General features: G+C 40.4%; 22 protein-coding genes. 5 read left to right on the top strand and 17 right to left on the bottom strand.

Going from position 1 to position 21,734, the window contains the following annotated elements; genetic code table 11:
• Positions 1 to 97: 97 nt before the first annotated feature.
• Genes rplI through AB1K80_RS16235 form a run of 3 tightly spaced genes read right to left on the bottom strand, consistent with a single transcriptional unit; the run spans position 98 to position 3,492 of the window.
• Complete coding sequence (rplI, locus tag AB1K80_RS16245; protein ID WP_412857894.1) at positions 98 to 547, bottom strand: 50S ribosomal protein L9; 450 nt, start codon at positions 545 to 547, stop codon at positions 98 to 100.
• Complete coding sequence (locus tag AB1K80_RS16240; RefSeq protein ID WP_412857892.1) at positions 544 to 2,523, bottom strand: DHH family phosphoesterase; 1,980 nt, start codon at positions 2,521 to 2,523, stop codon at positions 544 to 546. The genes rplI and AB1K80_RS16240 overlap by 4 nt, the downstream gene beginning before the upstream one ends.
• A gap of 30 nt (positions 2,524 to 2,553) precedes the next feature.
• Positions 2,554 to 3,492, bottom strand: a complete 939-nt coding sequence (locus AB1K80_RS16235; protein ID WP_412857891.1) for a YybS family protein — start codon at positions 3,490 to 3,492, stop codon at positions 2,554 to 2,556.
• A 299-nt stretch (positions 3,493 to 3,791) separates the two neighbouring features.
• On the opposite strand from AB1K80_RS16235, the gene AB1K80_RS16230 reads away from it, so the two are divergent.
• Both AB1K80_RS16230 and katX read left to right on the top strand, forming a co-directional pair.
• Positions 3,792 to 4,718 carry a manganese-dependent inorganic pyrophosphatase gene (locus tag AB1K80_RS16230; protein WP_412857889.1) on the top strand — a complete coding sequence of 309 codons (927 nt, stop codon included), beginning with the start codon at positions 3,792 to 3,794 and terminating at the stop codon, positions 4,716 to 4,718.
• Between the two features lie 251 nt (positions 4,719 to 4,969).
• Positions 4,970 to 6,469 (top strand): catalase KatX, encoded by a 1,500-nt coding sequence (gene katX, locus AB1K80_RS16225; RefSeq protein ID WP_412857902.1) that lies wholly within the window; start codon positions 4,970 to 4,972, stop codon positions 6,467 to 6,469.
• A 104-nt stretch (positions 6,470 to 6,573) separates the two neighbouring features.
• Here katX and AB1K80_RS16220 read toward each other — a convergent pair whose 3' ends face one another.
• The 7 genes from AB1K80_RS16220 to AB1K80_RS16190 all read right to left on the bottom strand — a co-directional run bounded on the left by AB1K80_RS16220 (position 6,574) and on the right by AB1K80_RS16190 (position 11,479).
• Positions 6,574 to 7,182, bottom strand: a complete 609-nt coding sequence (locus AB1K80_RS16220) for an alpha/beta hydrolase (protein ID WP_412857900.1) — start codon at positions 7,180 to 7,182, stop codon at positions 6,574 to 6,576.
• Positions 7,179 to 8,129 (bottom strand): ring-cleaving dioxygenase, encoded by a 951-nt coding sequence (locus AB1K80_RS16215; protein WP_412857887.1) that lies wholly within the window; start codon positions 8,127 to 8,129, stop codon positions 7,179 to 7,181. The genes AB1K80_RS16220 and AB1K80_RS16215 overlap by 4 nt, the downstream gene beginning before the upstream one ends.
• A 580-nt stretch (positions 8,130 to 8,709) precedes the next feature.
• A complete protein-coding gene (rpsR, locus tag AB1K80_RS16210; protein WP_008347556.1) occupies positions 8,710 to 8,949 on the bottom strand; it encodes a 30S ribosomal protein S18 in 240 nt (79 codons plus the stop codon).
• A gap of 41 nt (positions 8,950 to 8,990) precedes the next feature.
• A complete protein-coding gene (gene ssbA, locus AB1K80_RS16205; RefSeq protein ID WP_412857885.1) occupies positions 8,991 to 9,533 on the bottom strand; it encodes a single-stranded DNA-binding protein SsbA in 543 nt (180 codons plus the stop codon).
• A 36-nt stretch (positions 9,534 to 9,569) separates the two neighbouring features.
• The gene (rpsF, locus tag AB1K80_RS16200) at positions 9,570 to 9,857 is read right to left on the bottom strand and encodes a 30S ribosomal protein S6 (RefSeq protein ID WP_412857883.1); all 288 of its coding nucleotides are present in this window, start codon (positions 9,855 to 9,857) and stop codon (positions 9,570 to 9,572) included.
• A 109-nt stretch (positions 9,858 to 9,966) separates the two neighbouring features.
• Entirely contained in the window at positions 9,967 to 11,067 is a 1,101-nt protein-coding gene (ychF, locus tag AB1K80_RS16195) for a redox-regulated ATPase YchF (protein ID WP_412857881.1), read from the bottom strand.
• 205 nt (positions 11,068 to 11,272) lie between these two features.
• The gene (locus AB1K80_RS16190; RefSeq protein ID WP_008347561.1) at positions 11,273 to 11,479 is read right to left on the bottom strand and encodes a DUF951 domain-containing protein; all 207 of its coding nucleotides are present in this window, start codon (positions 11,477 to 11,479) and stop codon (positions 11,273 to 11,275) included.
• Positions 11,480 to 11,767: 288 nt separating this feature from the next.
• On the opposite strand from AB1K80_RS16190, the gene AB1K80_RS16185 reads away from it, so the two are divergent.
• Together AB1K80_RS16185 and AB1K80_RS16180 are read left to right on the top strand one after the other, a co-directional pair.
• Entirely contained in the window at positions 11,768 to 13,087 is a 1,320-nt protein-coding gene (locus tag AB1K80_RS16185; RefSeq protein WP_412857879.1) for a hydrolase, read from the top strand.
• Positions 13,088 to 13,105: 18 nt separating this feature from the next.
• Positions 13,106 to 13,516 (top strand): hypothetical protein, encoded by a 411-nt coding sequence (locus AB1K80_RS16180; RefSeq protein WP_412857878.1) that lies wholly within the window; start codon positions 13,106 to 13,108, stop codon positions 13,514 to 13,516.
• 27 nt (positions 13,517 to 13,543) lie between these two features.
• Here the strand turns inward: AB1K80_RS16180 and AB1K80_RS16175 are convergent, their stop codons facing one another.
• Positions 13,544 to 14,593, bottom strand: coding sequence for a hypothetical protein (locus AB1K80_RS16175; RefSeq protein ID WP_412857877.1), 1,050 nt, complete (start codon positions 14,591 to 14,593; stop codon positions 13,544 to 13,546).
• Between the two features lie 78 nt (positions 14,594 to 14,671).
• Here AB1K80_RS16175 and yyaC point away from each other — a divergent pair, with 78 nt between their 5' ends.
• Positions 14,672 to 15,298 carry a spore protease YyaC gene (gene yyaC / locus AB1K80_RS16170; protein WP_412857875.1) on the top strand — a complete coding sequence of 209 codons (627 nt, stop codon included), beginning with the start codon at positions 14,672 to 14,674 and terminating at the stop codon, positions 15,296 to 15,298.
• A 34-nt stretch (positions 15,299 to 15,332) separates the two neighbouring features.
• Here yyaC and AB1K80_RS16165 read toward each other — a convergent pair whose 3' ends face one another.
• From AB1K80_RS16165 to mnmG, 6 genes are all read right to left on the bottom strand, one after another.
• On the bottom strand, positions 15,333 to 16,178 hold the full coding sequence (locus tag AB1K80_RS16165) for a ParB/RepB/Spo0J family partition protein (RefSeq protein WP_412857874.1): 846 nt from the start codon (positions 16,176 to 16,178) through the stop codon (positions 15,333 to 15,335).
• Positions 16,171 to 16,932, bottom strand: coding sequence for a sporulation initiation inhibitor protein Soj (gene soj, locus AB1K80_RS16160; RefSeq protein ID WP_412857872.1), 762 nt, complete (start codon positions 16,930 to 16,932; stop codon positions 16,171 to 16,173). Before soj ends, AB1K80_RS16165 begins: the two co-directional genes overlap by 8 nt.
• Before the next feature lie 223 nt (positions 16,933 to 17,155).
• The gene (locus AB1K80_RS16155; RefSeq protein ID WP_412857898.1) at positions 17,156 to 17,992 is read right to left on the bottom strand and encodes a YiiX/YebB-like N1pC/P60 family cysteine hydrolase; all 837 of its coding nucleotides are present in this window, start codon (positions 17,990 to 17,992) and stop codon (positions 17,156 to 17,158) included.
• A 126-nt stretch (positions 17,993 to 18,118) separates the two neighbouring features.
• Entirely contained in the window at positions 18,119 to 18,994 is an 876-nt protein-coding gene (noc, locus tag AB1K80_RS16150; RefSeq protein WP_412857870.1) for a nucleoid occlusion protein, read from the bottom strand.
• Between the two features lie 105 nt (positions 18,995 to 19,099).
• Positions 19,100 to 19,819 carry a 16S rRNA (guanine(527)-N(7))-methyltransferase RsmG gene (gene rsmG / locus AB1K80_RS16145; protein ID WP_412857869.1) on the bottom strand — a complete coding sequence of 240 codons (720 nt, stop codon included), beginning with the start codon at positions 19,817 to 19,819 and terminating at the stop codon, positions 19,100 to 19,102.
• Positions 19,820 to 19,832: 13 nt separating this feature from the next.
• Entirely contained in the window at positions 19,833 to 21,719 is a 1,887-nt protein-coding gene (gene mnmG / locus AB1K80_RS16140) for a tRNA uridine-5-carboxymethylaminomethyl(34) synthesis enzyme MnmG (protein ID WP_412857867.1), read from the bottom strand.
• Positions 21,720 to 21,734: the final 15 nt, after the last annotated feature.

Here is a 21,734-nt window from a genome sequence, read left to right as displayed (position 1 = left end):
CGCACCAAAAACATTTGGTAGCATGTCAGCCTAATAAGGGTGTTTTATTTGTGTCTCATTCTGCTATGTCAGTCTATAGAGACGGGTTTTTTCTTGTTTATGCTTGTTCTGTCACATGTACTTTTAATGTGGCTTGTACTTCTGGATGAAGCTTCACCGGTACATTCGTGTATCCTAACGCACGAATGGCATCATTCAGCTCGATCTTGCGTTTATCAATTTTGATTTGATGATCCTTTTGCAACTTATCAGCGATTTGTTTGCTCGTAATTGAGCCAAAGAGACGGCCGCCTTCGCCTGATTTTGCCGTTAGTTCAATGGTTAATTTCTCAAGTGTTTCTTTTAGTTCTTTCGCTTGTTCAAGCTCTTGGATGGCATTCTTTTTCTCTTTGTTTTTCTGTCCTTCCAATGCGCTTAGGTTCGTTGGATTCGCTTCAACAGCTAATCCTTGTTTGATCAGAAAGTTGTGTGCGTATCCGTCCGCTACATTCTTTACTTCGCCTTTTTTGCCTTTACCTTTTACGTCTTTTAAAAAGATCACTTTCATCTTTGAACCCCTCCCTCAAAATATTCGTCTATGGCAGCTTTCAATTTCTCTACCGCTTCTTCCATGGTTATATCATAAATTTGCGTCGCAGCGTTAGTCAAATGACCGCCACCTTCTAACGCTTCCATAATAATTTGGACATTCACATCACCCAACGACCTTGCACTAATGCATACAGTGTGATCATCTCGTCTAGCGACAGCAAATGACGCTTCGACCTCACTCATCGATAACAGTGAATCCGCCGTTTGGGCAATCGTGATCTGATCATAGTATTCAGAGCTGTCAGATGGCAGTGATGCAATTGCTACCTGTTGTTGATACAGCTCCGTATGTTGAATGAGCTTTGCTCGCTTAATATAATGGTCCACTGTCTCTTTTAAGAACTTTTGTACAAGAACAGGGTCTGCCCCTTTGGCACGTAGATAGGAAGCTGCATCGAACGTTCTTGACCCAGTTCTCAGCGAAAAGCTTTTCGTATCAACAATGATTCCAGCTAGGAGTGCAGTTGCTTCAATCATGTTAATGCGTAGTTTCTTTGGCTGATACTCTAATAGCTCTGTCACAAGCTCTGCGGTAGATGAAGCATACGGCTCCATGTATACCAGTAAAGGATCACGGATGAATTCTTCGCCCCGTCTATGGTGATCAATGACGACGACGTTCTCAATTTTATTGACCAGTCGTTCCTCCATCACAAGCGACGGTTTATGTGTATCGACAACCACAAGCAAGGTGTCATCCTTGGCAAGCTCCATCGCTTCCTCTGGTGTAATAAAGCGTGACCAAAGTTCTTCATAATTCTTAATTTCACTGATTAACCGTTGAACACTGTCACCAATCTGATTAGCATCAATAACAATATAGCCCTCTTTCCCATTGGCTTGGGCAACCTTTAAGATACCGATTGATGCACCGATTGAATCCATATCCGGGAACTTATGCCCCATAATCATCACATTACCGCTTTCAGATACGATTTCTTTTAAAGCATGAGAAATGACCCGTGCGCGTACGCGTGTCCGCTTTTCCATCGGATTTGTTTTCCCGCCGTAAAATTTCACTTTCCCATTCGGCTGTTTAATCGCCACCTGGTCTCCTCCACGCCCGAGAGCAAGATCCAAACTAGATTGTGCTAGCGCTCCTAGCTCTTTAAGAGAAGGAACAGATGCACCGATTCCGATACTTAAGGTGAGGGTCGCACTATGTGCCCCTGTTTTTTCTCGTACCTCATCTAAGATTGAGAATTTCGACGCTTCCAGCTCGGCTAAGATGCTTTCATTTAAAACCGCTATGAATCGTTCAGAGGAAATTCTCTTCAGAAAAATGCCGTATTCTTGCGCCCAATTGTTTAACAGTGACGTCACTTCACTATTAATCGTACTGCGTACCTGATCATCGAGACCTTGGGTCACATCGTCGTAATTGTCTAAAAAGATATAAGATAAAACCGTACGTTCATTTTCATACTGTCTTTCAATTTGCACTTGTTCTGTGACATCAAAGAAATATAAAAGGCGTTCTGATCGCTTAATAATCACCTTGAATTTCCGGTCATTCAACGTCACATTTTCTGTCTCAACCTCCTGTTTAATGAGAGGTACAATCGACTCAAATGTGTCATACAAGGATCTTCCAACAAGTGTACTTTCATGAAAGCATGACGCAAGAAATGGATTTGTCCATTCAATATAATACTGATCATTGAACAGCATAATGCCAATAGGCATCTCCATTAATGCCTCTTCTCCAACCTTTTTGACTCGATAGGATAATGTTGAAATATATGTATCAATCTCTTTTTGCACTTGTGTGTCTGCCCACTTTAATAAGTAGAGTATACCTGCAAGTAATAAAAGACCAACCGCTCCTATGATCCAATTAAAATAAAGGTTGAGGAGGACGGTGACCACCGCTAGTACTATTAACGCGAAGATCGGATACTTGATGACAGGTTTTCTATAGAAGCTTGGCACTGATATCAACTCCTCAACATTCAGAGTGAATTATTTATTTTTTACTTTTTCTCTTAAATCAAAGCCGATGTCGGCAATTCCTAGAATTCGCACAAAAATACCGAGTGCTGGCAAGATCATCGTCAACACGATGGAAAGTATGGGTACCACTTTTGAGATGTTTTTTTCGTGGCAATAATAGAAGATAAAAGAAAAGCCCTGAATGAGCAACAAAATAAATAAAATTTGGTACGAACTCGTTTGAACGAGCCATAAAAAACTGCCTTTCTCTGTTTGAATGAGCATTAAAAGCAGTGTGAGTAAATAATACCATACCATGCTTTTTGGTAATCGCATATCTTTAAATTTCTTCAGAGTCGGCATGTCTTTGACAAAGCGTTTAAGCAGCGGCTGGGCCATCCAGTGATTAATGAAAGCCATCAAGGTTACAAATATGATGAGTGTAACTGGTAAGGCACCCATTGCAGCAGTTTGAAGCTCTTGAAAATTTGTCAGCTGTTTCGCAATCTCCTGTTCAGAAGAGCCTGATTGCTTTAATACGCTCTCTAACAGAGGTCTCATTTGCTCGATGGTCTCTTTTGCAATACCAATGACATCTAACTGAAAAAGATAAACACTGGCGACAAAATAGATGAGAAAGTTTGCTAAATAGATGAGCGCACCTGTAATCACAGCGCTTCCCGGCTGCCTCTTTTGATAGAAAACACCCATGCCGAGCCCAGCAGAAATCAACATAACGGCATTCAAAAGCCCCACAATAGACCCTATTAAAAAGCTGATCACTATGCCAATAGCGCCAGCGGCGATCCCCTTCTTCAAACCATGTCTCATTGTATAGAGTATGACCGGAATGGGAGCAGCTAAAAAGAAAATAATAGATAATAGTGGCACATACAAATAGACGAGCGAGATGACAGAAAAAATACTCATCGTGATAGCGCCTTCTACTAACGCTTTTGTTTGCTTCACAGCTTCACCTCTATCCAGACTTTTTCTATATGTTGCACAATATGTACTTCTATGTATACATGAGTAAGATCCATCATGTCCTTGCTCGACCTTTATTTTACCATAGCGCTAAATCGCAAGTAAAATGCAGGCAACCGGGAAAACGTTCCACGTGGAACACAATGAGCGGCTCTGTACATGCAGGTTTTTAGACAGTATGTTACAATTTTTTAGATAATTCTTAGCATTAAACCCTGAATTCAAGGACAAAAGCTGTTAGAATAGAAACATCATTAATAAATGTAAGAAGGAGAATTCACATGGGAAAAACACTCGTATTCGGACACAAAAATCCTGACACAGACACGATTTGCTCTGCTATCGCTTACGCTAATCTGAAAAACAAAATTGGCGCTCAAGCAGAAGCTGTCAGACTTGGAGAAATCAACGGAGAAACACAATACGCATTAGATTTCTTTAAACAAGAAGCACCACGCTTGATTGAAACAGCTGCAAACGAAACAAAGCAAGTCATCCTTGTCGATCATAACGAATTCCAACAAAGTGTAAGCGATATTGATCAAGTACAAGTGACAGAAGTGATTGACCATCACCGAATTGCAAATTTTGAAACAAGCGAACCTTTATACTATCGCGCTGAGCCAGTTGGTTGTACGGCAACCATCTTAAACAAAATGTACAAAGAGCACCAAGTGACGATTGAAAAAGAAATCGCTGGTTTACTTCTATCTGCGATCATTTCTGATTCTTTACTATTCAAATCCCCAACATGCACACAGCAAGACATTGACGCTGCACATGAGCTTGCAAAAATTGCAGGGGTAGACCCAGAAGTTTACGGACTCGATATGCTAAAAGCTGGTGCTGACCTAAGCCAAAAAACGGTTCAAGAATTAATCACTCTTGATGCAAAAGAATTTGCTCTTGGTAACAGCAAAGTAGAAATTGCACAAGTCAACACAGTTGATATTGCTGAAGTGACAGCAAGACAAGCTGAAATTGAAGCCAATATCAATGAAGTCATTGGAGCGAAAGGCCTTGACCTATTTGTTCTTGTGATCACAGACATTTTAGAAAATGATTCTCTTGCCCTTGCGCTTGGTACTGAAGCAGCGAAAGTAGAGAAAGCATTTAACGTAACTCTTGAAAACAATACTGCCTTATTAAAAGGCGTCGTATCAAGAAAGAAACAAGTGGTGCCTGCACTAACTGACGCTCTTTCTTAATCAACACAAAGCTGCTGACTAAGTTCAGCAGTTTTTTTTGTATAAAGCTTTGTATCTCTCCTCTTTTAAACGATCCCCCCGTAGATTTTTTGAAATCCTTGTATGAAACAGGTCACAACATGACCATATTGTTATTGATATATATAAGGAGGGATTCCACTGTGAAAGAAGATCAAGAGCCTAAAAAACCATCAGATTCAGAAGAAACCTTGACGAATCGCCAAGGGCATCCAGTCACAGATAATCAAAACATGAGAACCGTTGGCAACAGAGGACCGACGACGCTTGAGAACTATGATTTCCTTGAAAAGATTAGTCACTTTGATCGTGAGCGCATTCCTGAACGTGTGGTTCACGCGCGCGGTGCTGGGGCTCATGGTTATTTTGAAGCGTATGGTACATTCGGTGATGAGCCCATTTCCAAATATACAAGAGCGAAATTATTTCAGGAAAAAGGGAAAAAGACACCCGTCTTCGTCCGCTTTTCTTCTGTGATTCATGGCGGTCATTCGCCAGAAACATTACGTGATCCAAGAGGATTTGCAGTGAAATTCTATACGGAAGACGGAAACTGGGATCTTGTCGGAAACAATCTCAAGATTTTCTTTATCCGTGATGCATTGAAATTCCCTGATTTGGTGCATTCCTTTAAGCCAGATCCAGTCACCAATCGTCAGGATGGTGAACGTATTTTTGATTTTGTCTCACAATCTCCCGAAGCTACTCATATGGTGACATTCCTATTTTCACCATGGGGCATTCCAGCTACATACCGCCACATGCAAGGCTCAGGTGTCCATGCCTATAAATGGGTCAATCATGATGGGAAGGCAGTGCTAGTGAAATATCACTTTGAACCAAAACAAGGCATTCGTAACCTCACACAAGAACAGGCACAAGCCATTCAAGGGGAAAATTTCAACCATGCCACGCAGGATTTATATGAAGCAATAAAGCAAGGAAACCACCCTGAATGGGAAGTATATGCACAAATCATGGAAGATGATGCACACCCTCATCTCGATTTTGATCCACTTGACCCAACAAAGCTATGGTACAAGGAAGACTACCCTTGGAGGCCAATCGGACGAATGGTTTTAAACAAAAATCCTGAAAATTATTTTGCAGAGGTCGAGCAGGTCGCCTTTGGGACTGGGGTACTTGTAGACGGTCTTGATTTTTCAGATGACAAATTGCTACAAGGACGGACGTTCTCCTACTCTGATACACAGCGTTATCGGGTTGGACCGAATTATTTGCAGCTACCCATCAATGCACCGAAAAAGAACGTTGCCACCAATCAACGCGATGGCCAAATGGAATACCGTGTCGACCAAGGAAAAGGTCAAAATCCGCATGTGAATTATGAACCGTCTATTCTTGGTGGACTAAAAGAGGCAAAGCAGGACGGAAAAGATCACACACCTTTTGTAGAAGGCGAAGTCAAACGCGAAGCCATTGACCGTCCGAACAATTTCGGACAAGCGGGTGAAACGTATCGCCGTTTCAATGATTGGGAGCGAGATGAGCTGATTAAAAATCTAGTCAATACCCTCGCAACTTGTCAAAAGGACATTCAAGACCAAATGATTGAGAACTTCACAAAAGCTGATCCAGATTACGGAAAGCGTGTGGCCGATGGATTAAAAGCCTTTAAACACGAAGAACCAAGTGGACCAATTGGCTCAACAGGAGCCGCACAAGCCGTAAATGATGCGATCAATAACAGTACACCTTCTGACCCTTATTAAACAGAAAGAATGCAGCCATGGCGCTGCATTCTTTTTTTCTTCTCTTATGCGTTCTAGCCTTTTTTAATCCATTCCGCCACTGTCACAGTACGTTTCGCCTGATGTTAAAATTGACGTCGATACCATACAGTTGCCGCATCAACTTCTTCTCTTGTTAGCTGATGCCCGCGATTTTCCCAATGAAGAGTGACAGAAGCACCCGCACCTTGTAGCAATTGCTCCAATTCCTGTGATTCCTCAGATGGGCAAATCGGATCATTTTTACCTGCAGCGATAAAGACTGACTTGCCTGCTAGTGAAGGTAATGTTATTCCTCGTCTTGGTACCATAGGATGATGCAAAATCGCGCCTTTCAGTGCATCTTCATAATGGAACAAAAGACTTCCAGCGATATTGGCTCCATTTGAATAACCAATCGCCACTACATTGTGCCGGTCAAAGCCATATTGATCAGCAGCCTCGCCTATAAACGTATATAGTTCCTTCGTACGCTCAATTAAGTCTTGTTCATCAAACACACCCTCAGCCAAACGGCGGAAAAAACGTGGCATGCCGTTCTCCAACACATTTCCTCTCACACTAAGAACAGAGGCATCCGGATCTACTATTTCAGCGAGTGGCAATAAATCATTTTCCGTACCACCAGTTCCATGCAGTAATAAAAGGACCGGCTTTTCTTCATTTTTTCCTTTTTGAAAAAGATGCTTCATTATGAATCTCCTTTGCCTTTTATTTCTCTGACCTCAATCGGTAAAACAATTTGTTCGATTTGACTACGGTGTTCCTCATATTGAGACGGCAGTTTTAATGCTTCACCCATCGTTTCCAATGATTCATCATGTGCGAACCCTGGAGGATCAGTTGCAATTTCAAATAGAATACCGCCAAGCTCTCTAAAGTAAATAGCATTGAAGTAATTACGATCCTGCACAGGCGTCACTTGATATCCGCTTTGTGCTACATGTCGTTGCCAATCCAATTGATCTTGATCATCAGTTGCTCTCCACGCAATATGGTGAACGACGCCAACACCCATACGCCCTCTTGCAGCAGGGACTGCCTTCACATCAATCACATTCCCAATCTCACCAAACGAACGGAATCTCACATAACCCTCTTCTTCTCCAACTCGTTCAAGACCCATCGTTTGCTCTAGCAACTGCATCGTTTGTTCTGGTTGAGAACTTAAAAGCACCGCTCCACCAAACCCTTTAATGGCTACATCCGAAGTGACACCGTTAAATCCCCATTCATTTTTCTTTCCTTCCTCACGCTCTACAAGCTCTAGCAGTAGCCCATGTGGATCTTCAAATGAAAGGAATGTCTCACCAAAGCGTTCTTTCGTTTCATAAGCGATTTCAAACTGACCAAACCGTTTCTTCCAGAAAGAAAATGCGCCTTTCGGTACAACATATGTGGTGACACCTACTTGCCCCGCACCAATTTGTCCTTTCTGTGCACCTGGCCATGGGAAAAACGTGATAATCGTACCTGGATCTCCACCCTCATCACCAAAATATAGATGATATGTGCCTGGATCATCAAAATTCACGGTCTTCTTGACAAGACGAAGTCCCAATACACCTGCATAAAAATCAACGTTTTCCTGAGGATGACCAACAATCGCTGTAATATGATGAATTCCCTCTGTTTTCTTCATCTTTGAACCTCCTATCTCAAGAACTAATCTTTATTTCATTATGTCTCTTTCAATGCGTTTTCATTATCTCGAATTCGAGATATTCAATTAAAAAATATATTTATCTTGAATTAAGGATAATTTGTTTCAAATCAATTGTCAATGATTTTTATCTTCAATCGATAAAAAGGGCATATCTATATTTTAAAAACAAAGAACGATGCTATATGTAAAACGAATCATTATTTGGAAAATAAATCTTACTTTACTTCAACATCACTTTTTTGTAAATACCTTATCAATTAAATGAATCACTATAAAAACGATAGGCAATCCAACAATGAAATACAGTATATTTCTCGGCATAAACATATTGTAATAATAAAAAAAGACAGTAGTAAACAGAATCATCACAGCATACTTCATAAAAGTTCTCACAAAAACCCTCCTACTTACTACATATCTATTTAGCATCTAATTATCGTTATTTTTTATCAGAACTAAAAAATAAGATCGTTTTATCCTCTTCAGGGAGACCTTTAAAACTACACATACATAAAAAAGCGAAGGGCCATGAGCCCTCCGCTTTACAATCAAAGACTTACTCTCCAGTAACGTATGGAAGTAATGCCATTTGACGTGATTTTTTGATCGCTAAAGTCAATTTACGTTGATACTTAGCGCTAGTTCCTGTTACACGACGAGGTAAAATTTTACCACGCTCAGAAACAAACTTTCTAAGAAGATCAACATCTTTGTAATCGATGTGCGTGATACCGTTAGAAGTAAAGAAACATACTTTACGACGTTTCGCACGACCGCCTCTGCGTCCACCTGCCATTTGTTTTCACACCTTTCCTTTAGTTCATTTTTTCAGATCAATTAGAATGGCAAATCATCATCGGAGATGTCAATCGGCTTACCATCGTTCGCAAATGGGTCATCATTGAAGCTATTCCCCTGATTACGATTTTGGTTGTTTTGATTGCCATAAGAATTTTGATTTGGTTCATTTCCAAATGGGTTCTGATCGTTTTGGCTACCGCCATAATACTGGCCTCCGCTATTACCACCACCGCTGTAACCACCTGAACCAGTACCGCCGCTCTTAGGCTCAAGAAATTGAACACTCTCAGCTTGAACCTCTGTCACAAAGACACGTTGCCCTTGCTGATTTTCATAGTTTCTTGTCTGTAAGCGACCGTCTACACCGGCAAGACTTCCTTTTTTGAGGAAATTAGCCACGTTCTCGGCTTGTCTTCTCCAAGTAACACAGTTAATGAAATCGGCTTCACGCTCTCCAGATTGATTCGTAAATGTACGATTCACTGCTAGAGTAAACGTGGCTACAGCCGCACCATTAGGCGTGTAGCGAAGCTCAGGGTCTTTAGTTAGTCTTCCGACCAATACAACACGGTTTAGCATATTGAAAGACCACCTTTAAATATATATTTCAATGATTTATACTTCTTCTTTCACAACAATGTGGCGAATGATATCGTCACTGATCTTAGCTAAGCGGTCAAATTCTTGAACTGCTGCAGCTTCAGATTGAACATTTACGATTTGGTAGAATCCCTCACGGAAATCGTTGATTTCATACGCAAGACGACGTTTACCCCAATCCTTTGTTCCAGTGATCTCCGCACCGTTAGAAGTTAATACGTTATTAAAACGCTCGATAACTGCTTGTTTAGCTTCATCGTCAACTGTTGGGCGGATGATGTACATTACTTCGTACTTTCTCATCTGATTGCACCTCCTTTTGGTCTAAGCGGCCCTAAAACGGGCAAGGAGCAATAAATTATATTACTCACAATTGTATATTATATCAAATCCGTTATCCTATGACAAGATCCTATACATTAAAACGGAAATGAATAACGTCGCCATCTTTCACTTCGTATTCTTTTCCTTCTAAACGAACCTTACCTGCCTCTTTCGCAGCTGACATGCTTCCACCAGCTAGCAAATCATCGTAAGCAACCGTCTCAGCACGAATGAAGCCACGCTCGAAGTCAGTATGAATAATACCAGCACATTCCGGTGCCTTCATACCTTTCTTAAACGTCCAAGCACGAACCTCTTGCACACCTGCTGTAAAATACGTAGCTAAGCCAAGGAGTGAATAAGATGCTTTGATCAGCTGGTCTAAACCTGATTCTTTAATCCCTAGCTCTTCAAGGAACATCTGCTTCTCTTCCCCTTCAAGCTCTGCAATTTCAGACTCAATTTTTGCACAGACAATGATCACTTCAGCGTTCTCACCAGAAGCAAACTCACGAATTTGCTGAACGTATTCGTTCCCTTCATGATCCGCCACTTCGTCCTCGCTCACATTTGCTACATATAAAACCGGTTTAGACGTCAGTAAGTGAAGTTGTTTTACTTGTTTTTGCTGCTCCTCTGTAAACTCAACAGATCTCGCAGGTTTCCCAGCTTCAAATGCATCTTTTAGTTTCATTAAGATGTCAAATTCAGCTACAGCTTCTTTGTCTTTTTGTTTCGCAAGCTTACTTACACGTGTCAAACGCTTTTCAACCGTTTCTAAGTCAGCCAAAACCAATTCTAAATTAATGGTTTCAATATCCGACACAGGATCAACCTTACCTGCAACGTGTGTAATATTATCATCTGCAAATGCTCTCACCACATGGCAGATCGCGTCTACTTGGCGGATATGCGAAAGGAATTTATTCCCTAAACCTTCACCTTTTGAAGCACCTTTTACAATACCAGCAATATCAGTGAACTCAAAAGCAGTCGGTACGGTCTTTTTCGGTTGCACCAATTCTGTTAGTTTTTGTAGACGCTCGTCTGGAACTTCTACAATTCCGACGTTTGGATCAATGGTACAGAACGGATAGTTAGCAGACTCCGCTCCAGCCTGTGTAATTGCATTAAATAACGTTGACTTTCCGACGTTGGGTAAGCCAACAATACCAGCTGTTAAAGCCATTCTTTCATCTCCTCTATATCAAACGTGCTCGTTATACTGCGTAATATGAACCTAGAGCAATTATAAGTAGGTTTACATGAAAAGACAAGCAAGCCAAAATGCATTTTTAATAGAAGAAACCATAACGAATTGTAAAAGTCATACTGACAAAAAAGACATTTCATCTATTTCTTCTATTCAAAAAACAAAAAAGCATGAAGCCTACTTAAGCAGTTGGCTCTTCATGCTTGACTAGAATTTTCTTCATTTTTCGTTCGAAATCTCTTCTTGGAATCATCACGCTATGTCCACAGCCTTCGCATTTAATGCGAATATCCATGCCCAAACGAATCACCTTCCACCGATTGGCACCACATGGATGGGGTTTTTTCATTTCTACTACGTCATGTAACCCAAACGCTTTGTCTGCCATCAGTCTTCACCTCTCTTGCACACTTCATTACACCTATTGTACAAAAAAACGACAGAGAAGGGCAACGCACAAAATCAAGAGTGTCCTGATCAGACCCTATTTTTTGTATAGAAAAACCCTTCTTTTAGATCATTTTATTTGTGACCAATAGTTACTTAAACTCTTCTTTTTTTCAATATTGTCACAAACACTGTAGGTCAAAAGGTTTTTATTGGTAGAACGATGTGGTGTTTCCATATTTTTTGATTTATGATATCTGCATAAATGTTATGTGAGGGAGCAGGTACAATGGTCATTGGAAAGGATAGATTAACTGATAAAGACTTTAAAATCATATCCGATCACGCTGGAAATCTAGCCAATTATCAGCAGAACCATACAATAGAAATGAGTCAACAGACACTCACTGTCCACGATTTTCTAAAGATTGATCACACATTATATGGCTTAACAATGCAACAGGAGCATGCAGACGAGTTGATTGTTGCTTTTCACTGTCCGAGGCCACAGCAAATGGGAGTCTCATCTTCACAAGATGTACAACAGGCAGTTCATTCATTAATAAAAACGGATTATGCCTATCCCATTGAAAGGAAATCTCTATCCGGCAATCAAGATCACGTCTTTTTTAAAGGAAAAGAATATATTGAACAAATCTGCCACCAGCACCCGCATGCATCGATTTATCTCACTGGACAAGCCCTTGCAGGTGCTGTTTGTGCATATATTGCAACAGAACAGCCAAACGTGAAAAAATCGATCACTTTTGATAGTCCAAATATATGGAGCAGTCTCTCTCCTGAAATTCAGAAAGAGGCCAAGGAAGGGAAATTCACTCCTATTGTAACTGAGTATATTAGGCCCAATCATTCTGTCGGCTTACTCAATCGGCATGATCATAGCATCGGGCAAGTCAAATATACCGTCCCAGTTCGTCAACAAAACACCGTTCAAGAATCTATTAAGTATAACCAAAGAGAGATCGATACCTTTTTAAAATCAGCTTTTGCCCATATGAATGTAGAATGGAATGATTCATTCGATACAAATACATTTTTATCACTAGTTTCAGGAGATTTTAACGTCGAAGGCTATTCATTTCATTCAGATGGTACCGTGCGTATTTTAGAAGAACAACTGGATCACAACACAAGTTTTACAGCGATGCTTTTGCAAGAAATTCATTCCGGTCGTGCATATGCCCAAAACGGTCTAGAAATTATCATAAAATCCCATTTACTAAAAAACTCATCTTATGATCTACAAAGTATCATTGAACACGAGGTACAAACAGTATCTGAAAAAATAGACACCATTGATGATATGGTCAAAGACGCTGTCCATCATGTCAAACAAGAGCTCAAAGGACTCGTCGGGTTTGGTCACTATGATTTATTAACCAATCGTGATGTCGAAGCATTATTAGAAGAAATCAGAATGGAACAGCATCCATCAGCTTTTTATTCACAAGAAAAACAGCTGAATGCCCTACTCACCCTGAAAGATTATGGTCAAGAACTTTCCTCTCTTTCAAGTCACCTGTATACAATGGGTGATAACTTTGCCAAGACAGATAGACGCCTGGCAATGCAAATGGGGATTCAATAAGAAAGGAGTCACCGCTACATGATCAATCAAAATAAACCTCCTAGTGACGCCCAGCGTTTCTTGCAAAATGTGAGTGCTCGCCGTTCGATGTCGGTGTTCGAGAGTCAAGCAGCACCACAAGCATCCTCCCATTCTCCTGAAGAAATAGCAGCCATTCAGGCCATGCGGAGAGAAGGTCAGCGAAAAGACTTAAAACGTTTGCTTAGAATGAGACTACAAGACGAATTAGCAAACACTCGCCTGCAGTTGAGTAATCAGTTAGATAAAACTCAAGATATGATCAATCAAACAACCATTGTCAAACAGCATCTGTCTCAACACTTAAAGGGACAGGCCATCACAGAATTAGAGGAGCGCTTGCAGCGACTGAAGCAAATGCCTGTACTAGACGATATCAAAGAAGCCATAGATTCTATTCAAGTCAAATAAGCACCGTTCTGACAAAAGAACGCGTGCTTATTTTATTTTATCAATATAGTTTTTTGTCCGTGAAAATATGTTTTTACTTAATATCGGATACAACATTAAGCAAACGAGCAAATATAGATTCAACAAACTATATATGGGATATAAAAAGGCAATCAAGTCAGCAAAACCCAAAGAGGTTAAGGGAGCCATTAATAAAAGCAATACCAGTACGACCAACCAGCGAGGCATTGGTATAAAAGAAAGCATGCGGCTGGATAATCCAAATAAACCTGCGGCAGTCGTCGTATATATTGCTAGACAAAGTACAACTGTCATAAACACAAACAAGGATGTGGGCGCCCCCTCTAATACTGTAAACAATGGGATTGCATCTGCTGAAATACTTCCAGAAATATCAACGAGGATTTCGTTATACACATAAGAAATGACGCCGAAGATAAGCCCACTCAAAATACTCGCCACCTTCGCCTCTCCAAGCCCCTTCATTTCCTTCCCAACCGAAGACAACACGGCAACAACAGATAATATATTCAACGACGCAAAGACGATACTCGCAGGCCAATTGTATTGCTGCCCAAAATCAATTCTCCACATATGCATGTGATTCATATAATAAAAAACAAATGCATAGATGAGCCCCAAGACCAAAATTGGTATAATGAAAGCATTCACAGATAAAAGTCCTTTCACATCCCAGAAAAAAATCATAAAAGAAAAAAAACAAAATGCAAAGATTCCAACCCAAAATGGAACATGATACATTTCAAGTGTGACCCCACCGCCAGCAATCATCACTGTTGTCGTCGTAAATAAATACAGAACGATTAAAATGTCATACACCTTAGCCAGCCACGGACCAACAAGCCGCTCTAACACAGGTACAAAGTGATCTGCACGCACCTCATAACTAATTTTCAACACCACATAAGTAGCAAACATAAACATCAATGTAAACAGTAGAATGGCTAGTCCGCTATCAATACCAAAAAACTGCCAAATCTCTTGACCGGAAGCATAGCCCGCTCCTATTAAGCTTCCTAAAATCAAAAGCGTCCATCTTGAACCAGCCTTCCACATCCTCATCACCTCATAGGTATAGAATTAAGCTTGTTTCCGTATACTGATACTAACTACTATGACAAGGAAGTGAGACCTATGAATTGCAAGAACGGTCTTTTTTTAAAAAATAGGGTGAAAGAATACGTGCTCCATACAGATACAAATGCCATTCAGCAACTTAAAAGTATTTTATTCTCGCATCTTCAGAAAGCCGGAAAAAGACCGGTTGCCGTCGTTTGTATCGGAACAGATCGATCAACAGGCGATTCTCTAGGTCCACTTGTTGGAACAAAGCTCTCCAGCTTAAACTTAGAAAAGCTTCACGTATACGGGACATTGTCTGATCCAGTCCATGCAGTGAATTTGAAAGAAAAGCTCGCTGAAATCGAACAAGCTCATAAACATCCATTTATCATAGCGGTTGATGCCTGTTTAGGAAGAGTGAAAAGTGTGGGGTCTTTCCAAATCGGTGATGGGCCGTTAAAGCCTGGCGCAGGCGTACAAAAGGAGCTCCCAGAAGTAGGCGATATCCATATTAATGGAATCGTGAATGTGAGTGGATTTATGGAATATTTCGTTCTACAAAATACTCGTCTTCACCTCGTGATGTCTATGGCAAATACTCTTTCAGAAAGCCTATCTGACATTGACCAAATGGATTGGACGAGAGAAAAGAACCGCTCTCTCTTGACCACTTTTCAAAATATGACCGGTAGAACATAAAAAAGACCACCTCGTATCAAGTGGTCACTCTGCCTTAATCTCTTGTAGAAAGTAATTCGAGAATTCTTTCTAAATCTTCATTAGAAAGAAATTCAATCTCAATTTTCCCTTTTTTCTTCTGTTTCTTGATGGTCACTGAAGTACCAAAATAATTTTGTAAGAAAGACTCTCTTTCTTTCAAGACGCGATCCTTTGGTGCTTCTTTTTTCTTTGTTTCACGTGGAACATTGTCATTTAATTGCTGTACAAGCTTCTCAACCTGACGTACATTTAGTCCCTCATCCACGATTTTCTTCACTAATGGCGTTAACTTCTGCTTGTTCTTCAAGCTAAGCAAAGTCCGGCCATGTCCCATGGATAAAGTACCATCAGCAATGAGCTCTTGCACCTCTTGAGGCAATGTCAGAAGTCGAAGGTGGTTTGCAATATGTGGTCTGCTCTTTCCTAATCTCTTCGCTAACTCTTCTTGAGTCACACCTAAGTGATCTAACAAAGAGGCATAGGCTTCTGCTTCCTCTAATGGAGATAAGTCTTCGCGCTGTAGGTTTTCTAATAGAGCAATCTCTCTCATCAGTGTCTCAGAAAATTCTCGAACAATCGCAGGGATCGTTGTCAATCCAGCTTGCTCTGCTGCTCGAAAACGGCGTTCACCCGCCACAATGTCATACCCTTTAATCGATTTTCTAACGATAATTGGTTGTAAAACGCCATGTTCCTCAATAGATGCCCTGAGATCAGCTAACGCCTCATCATCAAACGTTTTCCTCGGCTGATACGGATTCGGGCGTAAATCTTTTAACTTGATCTCTTCAACCGTTTCTTCATTTGATTCTACGTTGTTAAACAATGCATTAATCCCTTTTCCAAGACCTTTAGCCATTCGCATCCACTTCCTTTGCTAAGTCTAAATAGACATCTGCACCTCTTGAACGTGGATCATACAAAATAATCGGCTTCCCATGACTAGGTGCCTCACTGAGTCTCACATTTCTCGGAATCACTGTTTGATAGACTTTATCTCTAAAGTATTTCTTTACCTCTTCAATGACTTGTAACCCAAGATTCGTTCTTGCATCAAGCATTGTCAATAGAACACCTTCAATGGCAAGATCCGTATTTAAGTGTTTTTGCACGAGACGGACTGTATTTAACAACTGACTCAATCCCTCAAGTGCGTAGTATTCACACTGAACTGGAATTAAAACCGAGTCAGATGCCGTGAGCGCATTAATCGTCAGCAGTCCAAGTGATGGCGGGCAGTCAATGATCATATAATCATAATTTTGCTTAACAGATTCAAGTGCTCTCTTTAGTCTCACCTCTCGTGAGATGGTAGGCACAAGCTCTATTTCAGCTCCTGCAAGCTGTATCGTGGCAGGAATAACATCAAGATTTTCGACCTCTGTCGTCTTAATCACATCCAGCACATCTGCATCGTCAACCAAAATATCGTAGACACATTTTTCTACATCTGCTTTCTCAATCCCGATACCGCTCGTAGCATTGCCCTGCGGATCAATATCAACTAACAACACCCGTTTCCCTATGTATGCTAAACACGCACCCAAATTGACAGAAGTTGTCGTCTTTCCGACGCCACCCTTCTGGTTGGTAATCGCTATGATTTTTCCCACGATGTCACCCACTTTCAACTTAACAAGATTCTCATTCATTCATACTTTCTATTCTATCAAAAAAAGTATGAAACGTTTGCCTTTTTTTGTTTCCACTTTTATAAATTCGTCGACTAATGTCTTTTTTCGTACTGTTATAGAAGGTGAAATGGTATACCAAAGATATATCAATATACCTTTCAATTAAAAAAACCCTCACTTTTAATCAAGTGAGGGGGGCATATTAGAAGTTCAATCCGCCAATTTTTTTACCTTCATTCACAATGACCTTAGATGTCACTGTCTTATAACTTCTCTTTTTAAGAAATCCATAAGGTGTTTTAATTGTAAATTTTGCATGTCCGACAGCATCACCTGTTTTTGCATATGCTTGCCAAACAATTTTTGAACAATACGTAGGATCTAAAGACTGAATAGACATTGTGATTGAATATCGAGCTTTTGGGTTGTCTTTCACATAATGATGCGCCCAATCCCCTGCCTTAACCGCCTTATCCTCCTGATTAATCCGGATTACCTTTGTATTCGCACTATGGCGAAACCAGCTTTGGATTGATTCGATCTTAGGATGTTTTTTAAATCCAGGGATAGAAGCAAAGTTCTTCTCATTAATGACGATACCGGCATGGCCAATTAGACCATTCATGGCACCAGTGCTTGTGATCAATATATCCCCTTTTTTAGGCAAGATATCTGTACCGGGATACGGGTTACCTAAAAGTTGACGAACGGTATGAGGCTTTTCATCCGACACCATCTCATCCTGCCCATTTTGTCGTAAGCCATAGTCTTCTAATTCATCATCGGCATTGATAATATCGATTGAAGCATCATCTTGAAGCAATTGGTCCTGATTTAATTGCTGAACGCTCACATCCTCAGCAATCATGCCTTGTTTCTTGAGAGCCGATAGTTCTTTCTTCGTCACAGCCTCTTCATTTGAATGATCATTTTGATGTACTTGATCACTCACTGCATTGACTGTAGAATCGATTGGAAAAAGAGAAAAAGAGAATAATAAATACAATATAATAGCAAAAGAAGTCTTTTTCATTTTCACTTTCTTCATGTCACCTCCTTTCTACTATGAAAGTATATTTTACCAATTAATAGATTATAAGTAAATATTGTCTATTTAGTCATAGGTAAATAAAAAAAGCTGACGAGCATTCTCATCAGCTTTTTCCTATTTAGGAATTCGAATCGTTAATTGGATATACTCCTCGAATTCTTCTTCTTCAGTATTTATTTTAAGCCCGCTGTCTTCTACCATGTGGAGAGACTGGCGAATGGTATTCATCGCAATTCTTGTATCTCGACTAAACGCTTTGCGTTTTGGCTTTGGTTTGCGATCTGTTTTTTGTTCAAGCATTTTCACTACACGCTCTTCAGTCTGTTTCACATTCAACTGCTTTTCGATGATTTCCTGTAATAGCGCGACTTGTAATTCTGGAAGCTTTAATGGCACAAGCGAACGAGCATGCCTCTCAGAGATTTTCTTCTCTAGAATGGCTTGTTGTACCTCTCCAGGCAACTTTAAAAGCCTTAATTTGTTTGCTACAGTCGATTGCCCCTTGCCTAAACGCTGTGCAAGCGCCTCTTGCGTTAAGTCATGGAGCTCTAAAAGACGTGCATAAGCATGAGCTTCTTCAATAGAAGATAGTTCTTCTCTTTGCAAATTTTCAATCAATGCCACAGATGCCGTTTCCGTATCAGTAAAATCTTTTATAATAGCGGGGATCTTTTCCCATTGAAGAGTTTGTACCGCTCTCCAACGTCTTTCACCGGCGATCAGTTCATATTTACCTTCTTCTTCTGTTGGTCTGACTACAATTGGTTGGATAATGCCATGGGTATGAATGGTCGTGGCCAGCTCTTGTATCTTTTCTTCTGAAAAAATGGTGCGTGGCTGAAAACGGTTAGGCATAATTGTGTCGACCGGGAGCTCTTGTATCTCTTCCTTTAATGTATCATGCTCAGCAATCTCTACCTCTATTTCGGTTTCACGCTCAGGATGTTCTTTGTCACCAAGCCCGAAGAAGCGTGAGAGTGAATGCTTCATGAACCTACACCACCTTTAAAAACTACCTTTTTATAATTCTATTTTCTCATGTTTTTTCCTTCTGTAAAATCATAAATTTTGAAGAAAAACCGACCTTTTACATGATCAACCTTCTATTGGTGATTTATTAGGTGTTCCTGGTTTTCTAGGATATTTTTTCGGTGTTTGTTTTTTCTTTTCAATGACAATGATGTTCCGCTCGCTTTCTTCTAAAGGAAGAACAAAGGAGTGCTTCTGAACAACCTCTCCTCCAAGGACAGTGACAGCCTTTTGACCAGCTTGCATTTCTTCATCAGCTGCTGAAGCCTTCAATGCAACAAACAATCCTTGTTTCTTCACTATAGGCAGGCAAAGTTCGCTTAAAACAGATAAACGTGCAACAGCTCTCGCTGTGACAAGATCATAGCTCTCACGTTGATCCTTGCGTTGGCCAAAGGTCTCCGCACGATCATGATAAAAAGTAGTGTTTTGTAAGTTTAACCCTTTTGCTAACTCATTGAGAAACGTAATGCGTTTCTGGAGAGAATCGACAATGGTCACATGTAAATGAGGGAAACAAATTTTAAGAGGGATGCTTGGAAAACCCGCACCAGCCCCAATATCACAAATGGTTGTCACACTGTGAAAATCGATAAAAAATGCTGCCGAAATCGAATCATAAAAATGCTTTAAATACACTTCTCCCTTTTCTGTAATGGACGTTAAATTCATCTTTTCGTTCCATTCAACAAGCATATGGAAGTATGTTTCAAATTGTTCAAGCTGCACCGGAGAAAGAGAAATTCCTTTCTCCTCTAGTGCTGCTGTAAATTGTTCAATGTTCATGCCGACATCCTTTCTACTCTGCTATCTTCGCAATACGTCCCTGCTCCAAATACACGAGAAGAATGGAAATATCAGCAGGGTTAACGCCAGAAATACGAGAAGCCTGTGCAACAGAAAGCGGTCGGACTTCTTTTAACTTTTGTTTTGCTTCAGTTGCAATCCCTTTAATGGCATCATAATCAATTCGGTCTGGAATCTTTTTATTCTCCATTTTTTTCAACTTTTCTACCTGATTAAGTGATTTTTCAATGTAACCTTCGTATTTAATTTGAATCTCTACTTGCTCACAAACATCAGAAGAAAGTGGTGATTCAGCAGGAGCTAATTTGATGACAGTATCATAGTTCATTTCTGGACGCTTCATTAAATCACTTGCCCGAATGCCGTCCTTCAGCTCACTTCCACCAAGTGAACGAATATATTCTTGAGTCTCTTCTGTAGGTTTAATGATCACAGAATATAAACGTTTTTTCTCATCTTCAATGGCTTGTTTCTTTTGTTGGAACGCTTTGAATCTCTCATCAGAAATTAATCCAATTTGATGTCCAAGTTCAGTTAGTCTTAAATCAGCATTGTCATGGCGTAGAAGTAGACGATATTCTGCACGAGAAGTCAGTAGACGGTAAGGTTCACTCGTCCCTTTTGTCACAAGGTCATCAATCAGAACACCGATATACGCATCAGATCGGCTTAAAATAACCTCTTCTTTTCCTAGTGCTTTTCTTCCTGCGTTAATACCTGCCATGATTCCTTGACCTGCTGCTTCCTCATAACCAGACGTTCCGTTAATTTGACCTGCAGTATATAATCCAGAAATTTTCTTTGTCTCCAGTGTCGGCCAAAGCTGTGTAGGCACAATCGCATCATACTCGATGGCATAACCTGCTCGCATCATTTGGACATTTTCAAGTCCTGGGATGGATGAGAGCATACGTTGCTGTACATCTTCTGGAAGACTTGTCGACAAACCTTGAACATAGACCTCTTGCGTATTACGGCCCTCTGGCTCTAAGAAAATTTGATGTCTTGGTTTATCATTAAAACGAACCACTTTATCTTCAATAGATGGGCAGTATCTTGGACCAGTCCCTTTAATCATACCTGAATACATTGGAGAACGGTGAAGATTCTCATCAATAATTTGATGTGTCTCTAAACTCGTGTATGTTAACCAACATGGCAATTGGTCTGTAATATATTCAACCGTTTCATAAGAAAATGCCCGTGGGACATCATCACCTGGCTGAATTTCAGTCTTACTATAATCAATCGAGTGACTATTTACTCGAGGAGGTGTACCCGTTTTAAAACGAACCAAATTGAAACCTAGTTCTTCCAAATGATCTGATAATTTAATGGAAGGTTGTTGATTATTAGGTCCGCTGGAATAAGAAAGATCCCCTAAAATAATACGGCCCTTCAAGAAAGTACCTGTCGTTAACACAACCGATTTTGCACGATAAATAGCACCTGTTTGTGTCACAACACCTTTACATTCATCATCTTCTACAATTAATTGATCGACCATACCTTGCAGCATCGTCAGATTTGGTTCATTTTCCATTGTTTTTTTCATTTCATGCTGATACTGGAACTTATCTGCTTGTGCTCTCAACGCACGAACAGCAGGACCTTTCCCTGTATTCAGCATACGCATTTGAATATGCGTTTTATCTATATTTCGTGCCATTTCTCCACCTAAGGCATCAATTTCTCTGACGACAATCCCTTTTGCGGGACCACCTACGGATGGATTACATGGCATAAAGGCAACCATATCAAGGTTGATAGTCAATACAAGTGTTTTAGCACCCTGTCTTGCAGAAGCAAGAGCAGCCTCAACACCAGCATGACCAGCACCGACGACAATGACGTCATATTGGCCAGCTTCATAACCCATTACTTTCGTTCCTCC

Source organism: Bacillus sp. 179-C3.3 HS (genome assembly GCF_047229225.1).
Taxonomy (GTDB): Bacteria; Bacillota; Bacilli; order Bacillales; family Bacillaceae; genus Bacillus.
This window is presented reverse-complemented; position numbering and strand designations above follow the sequence as displayed.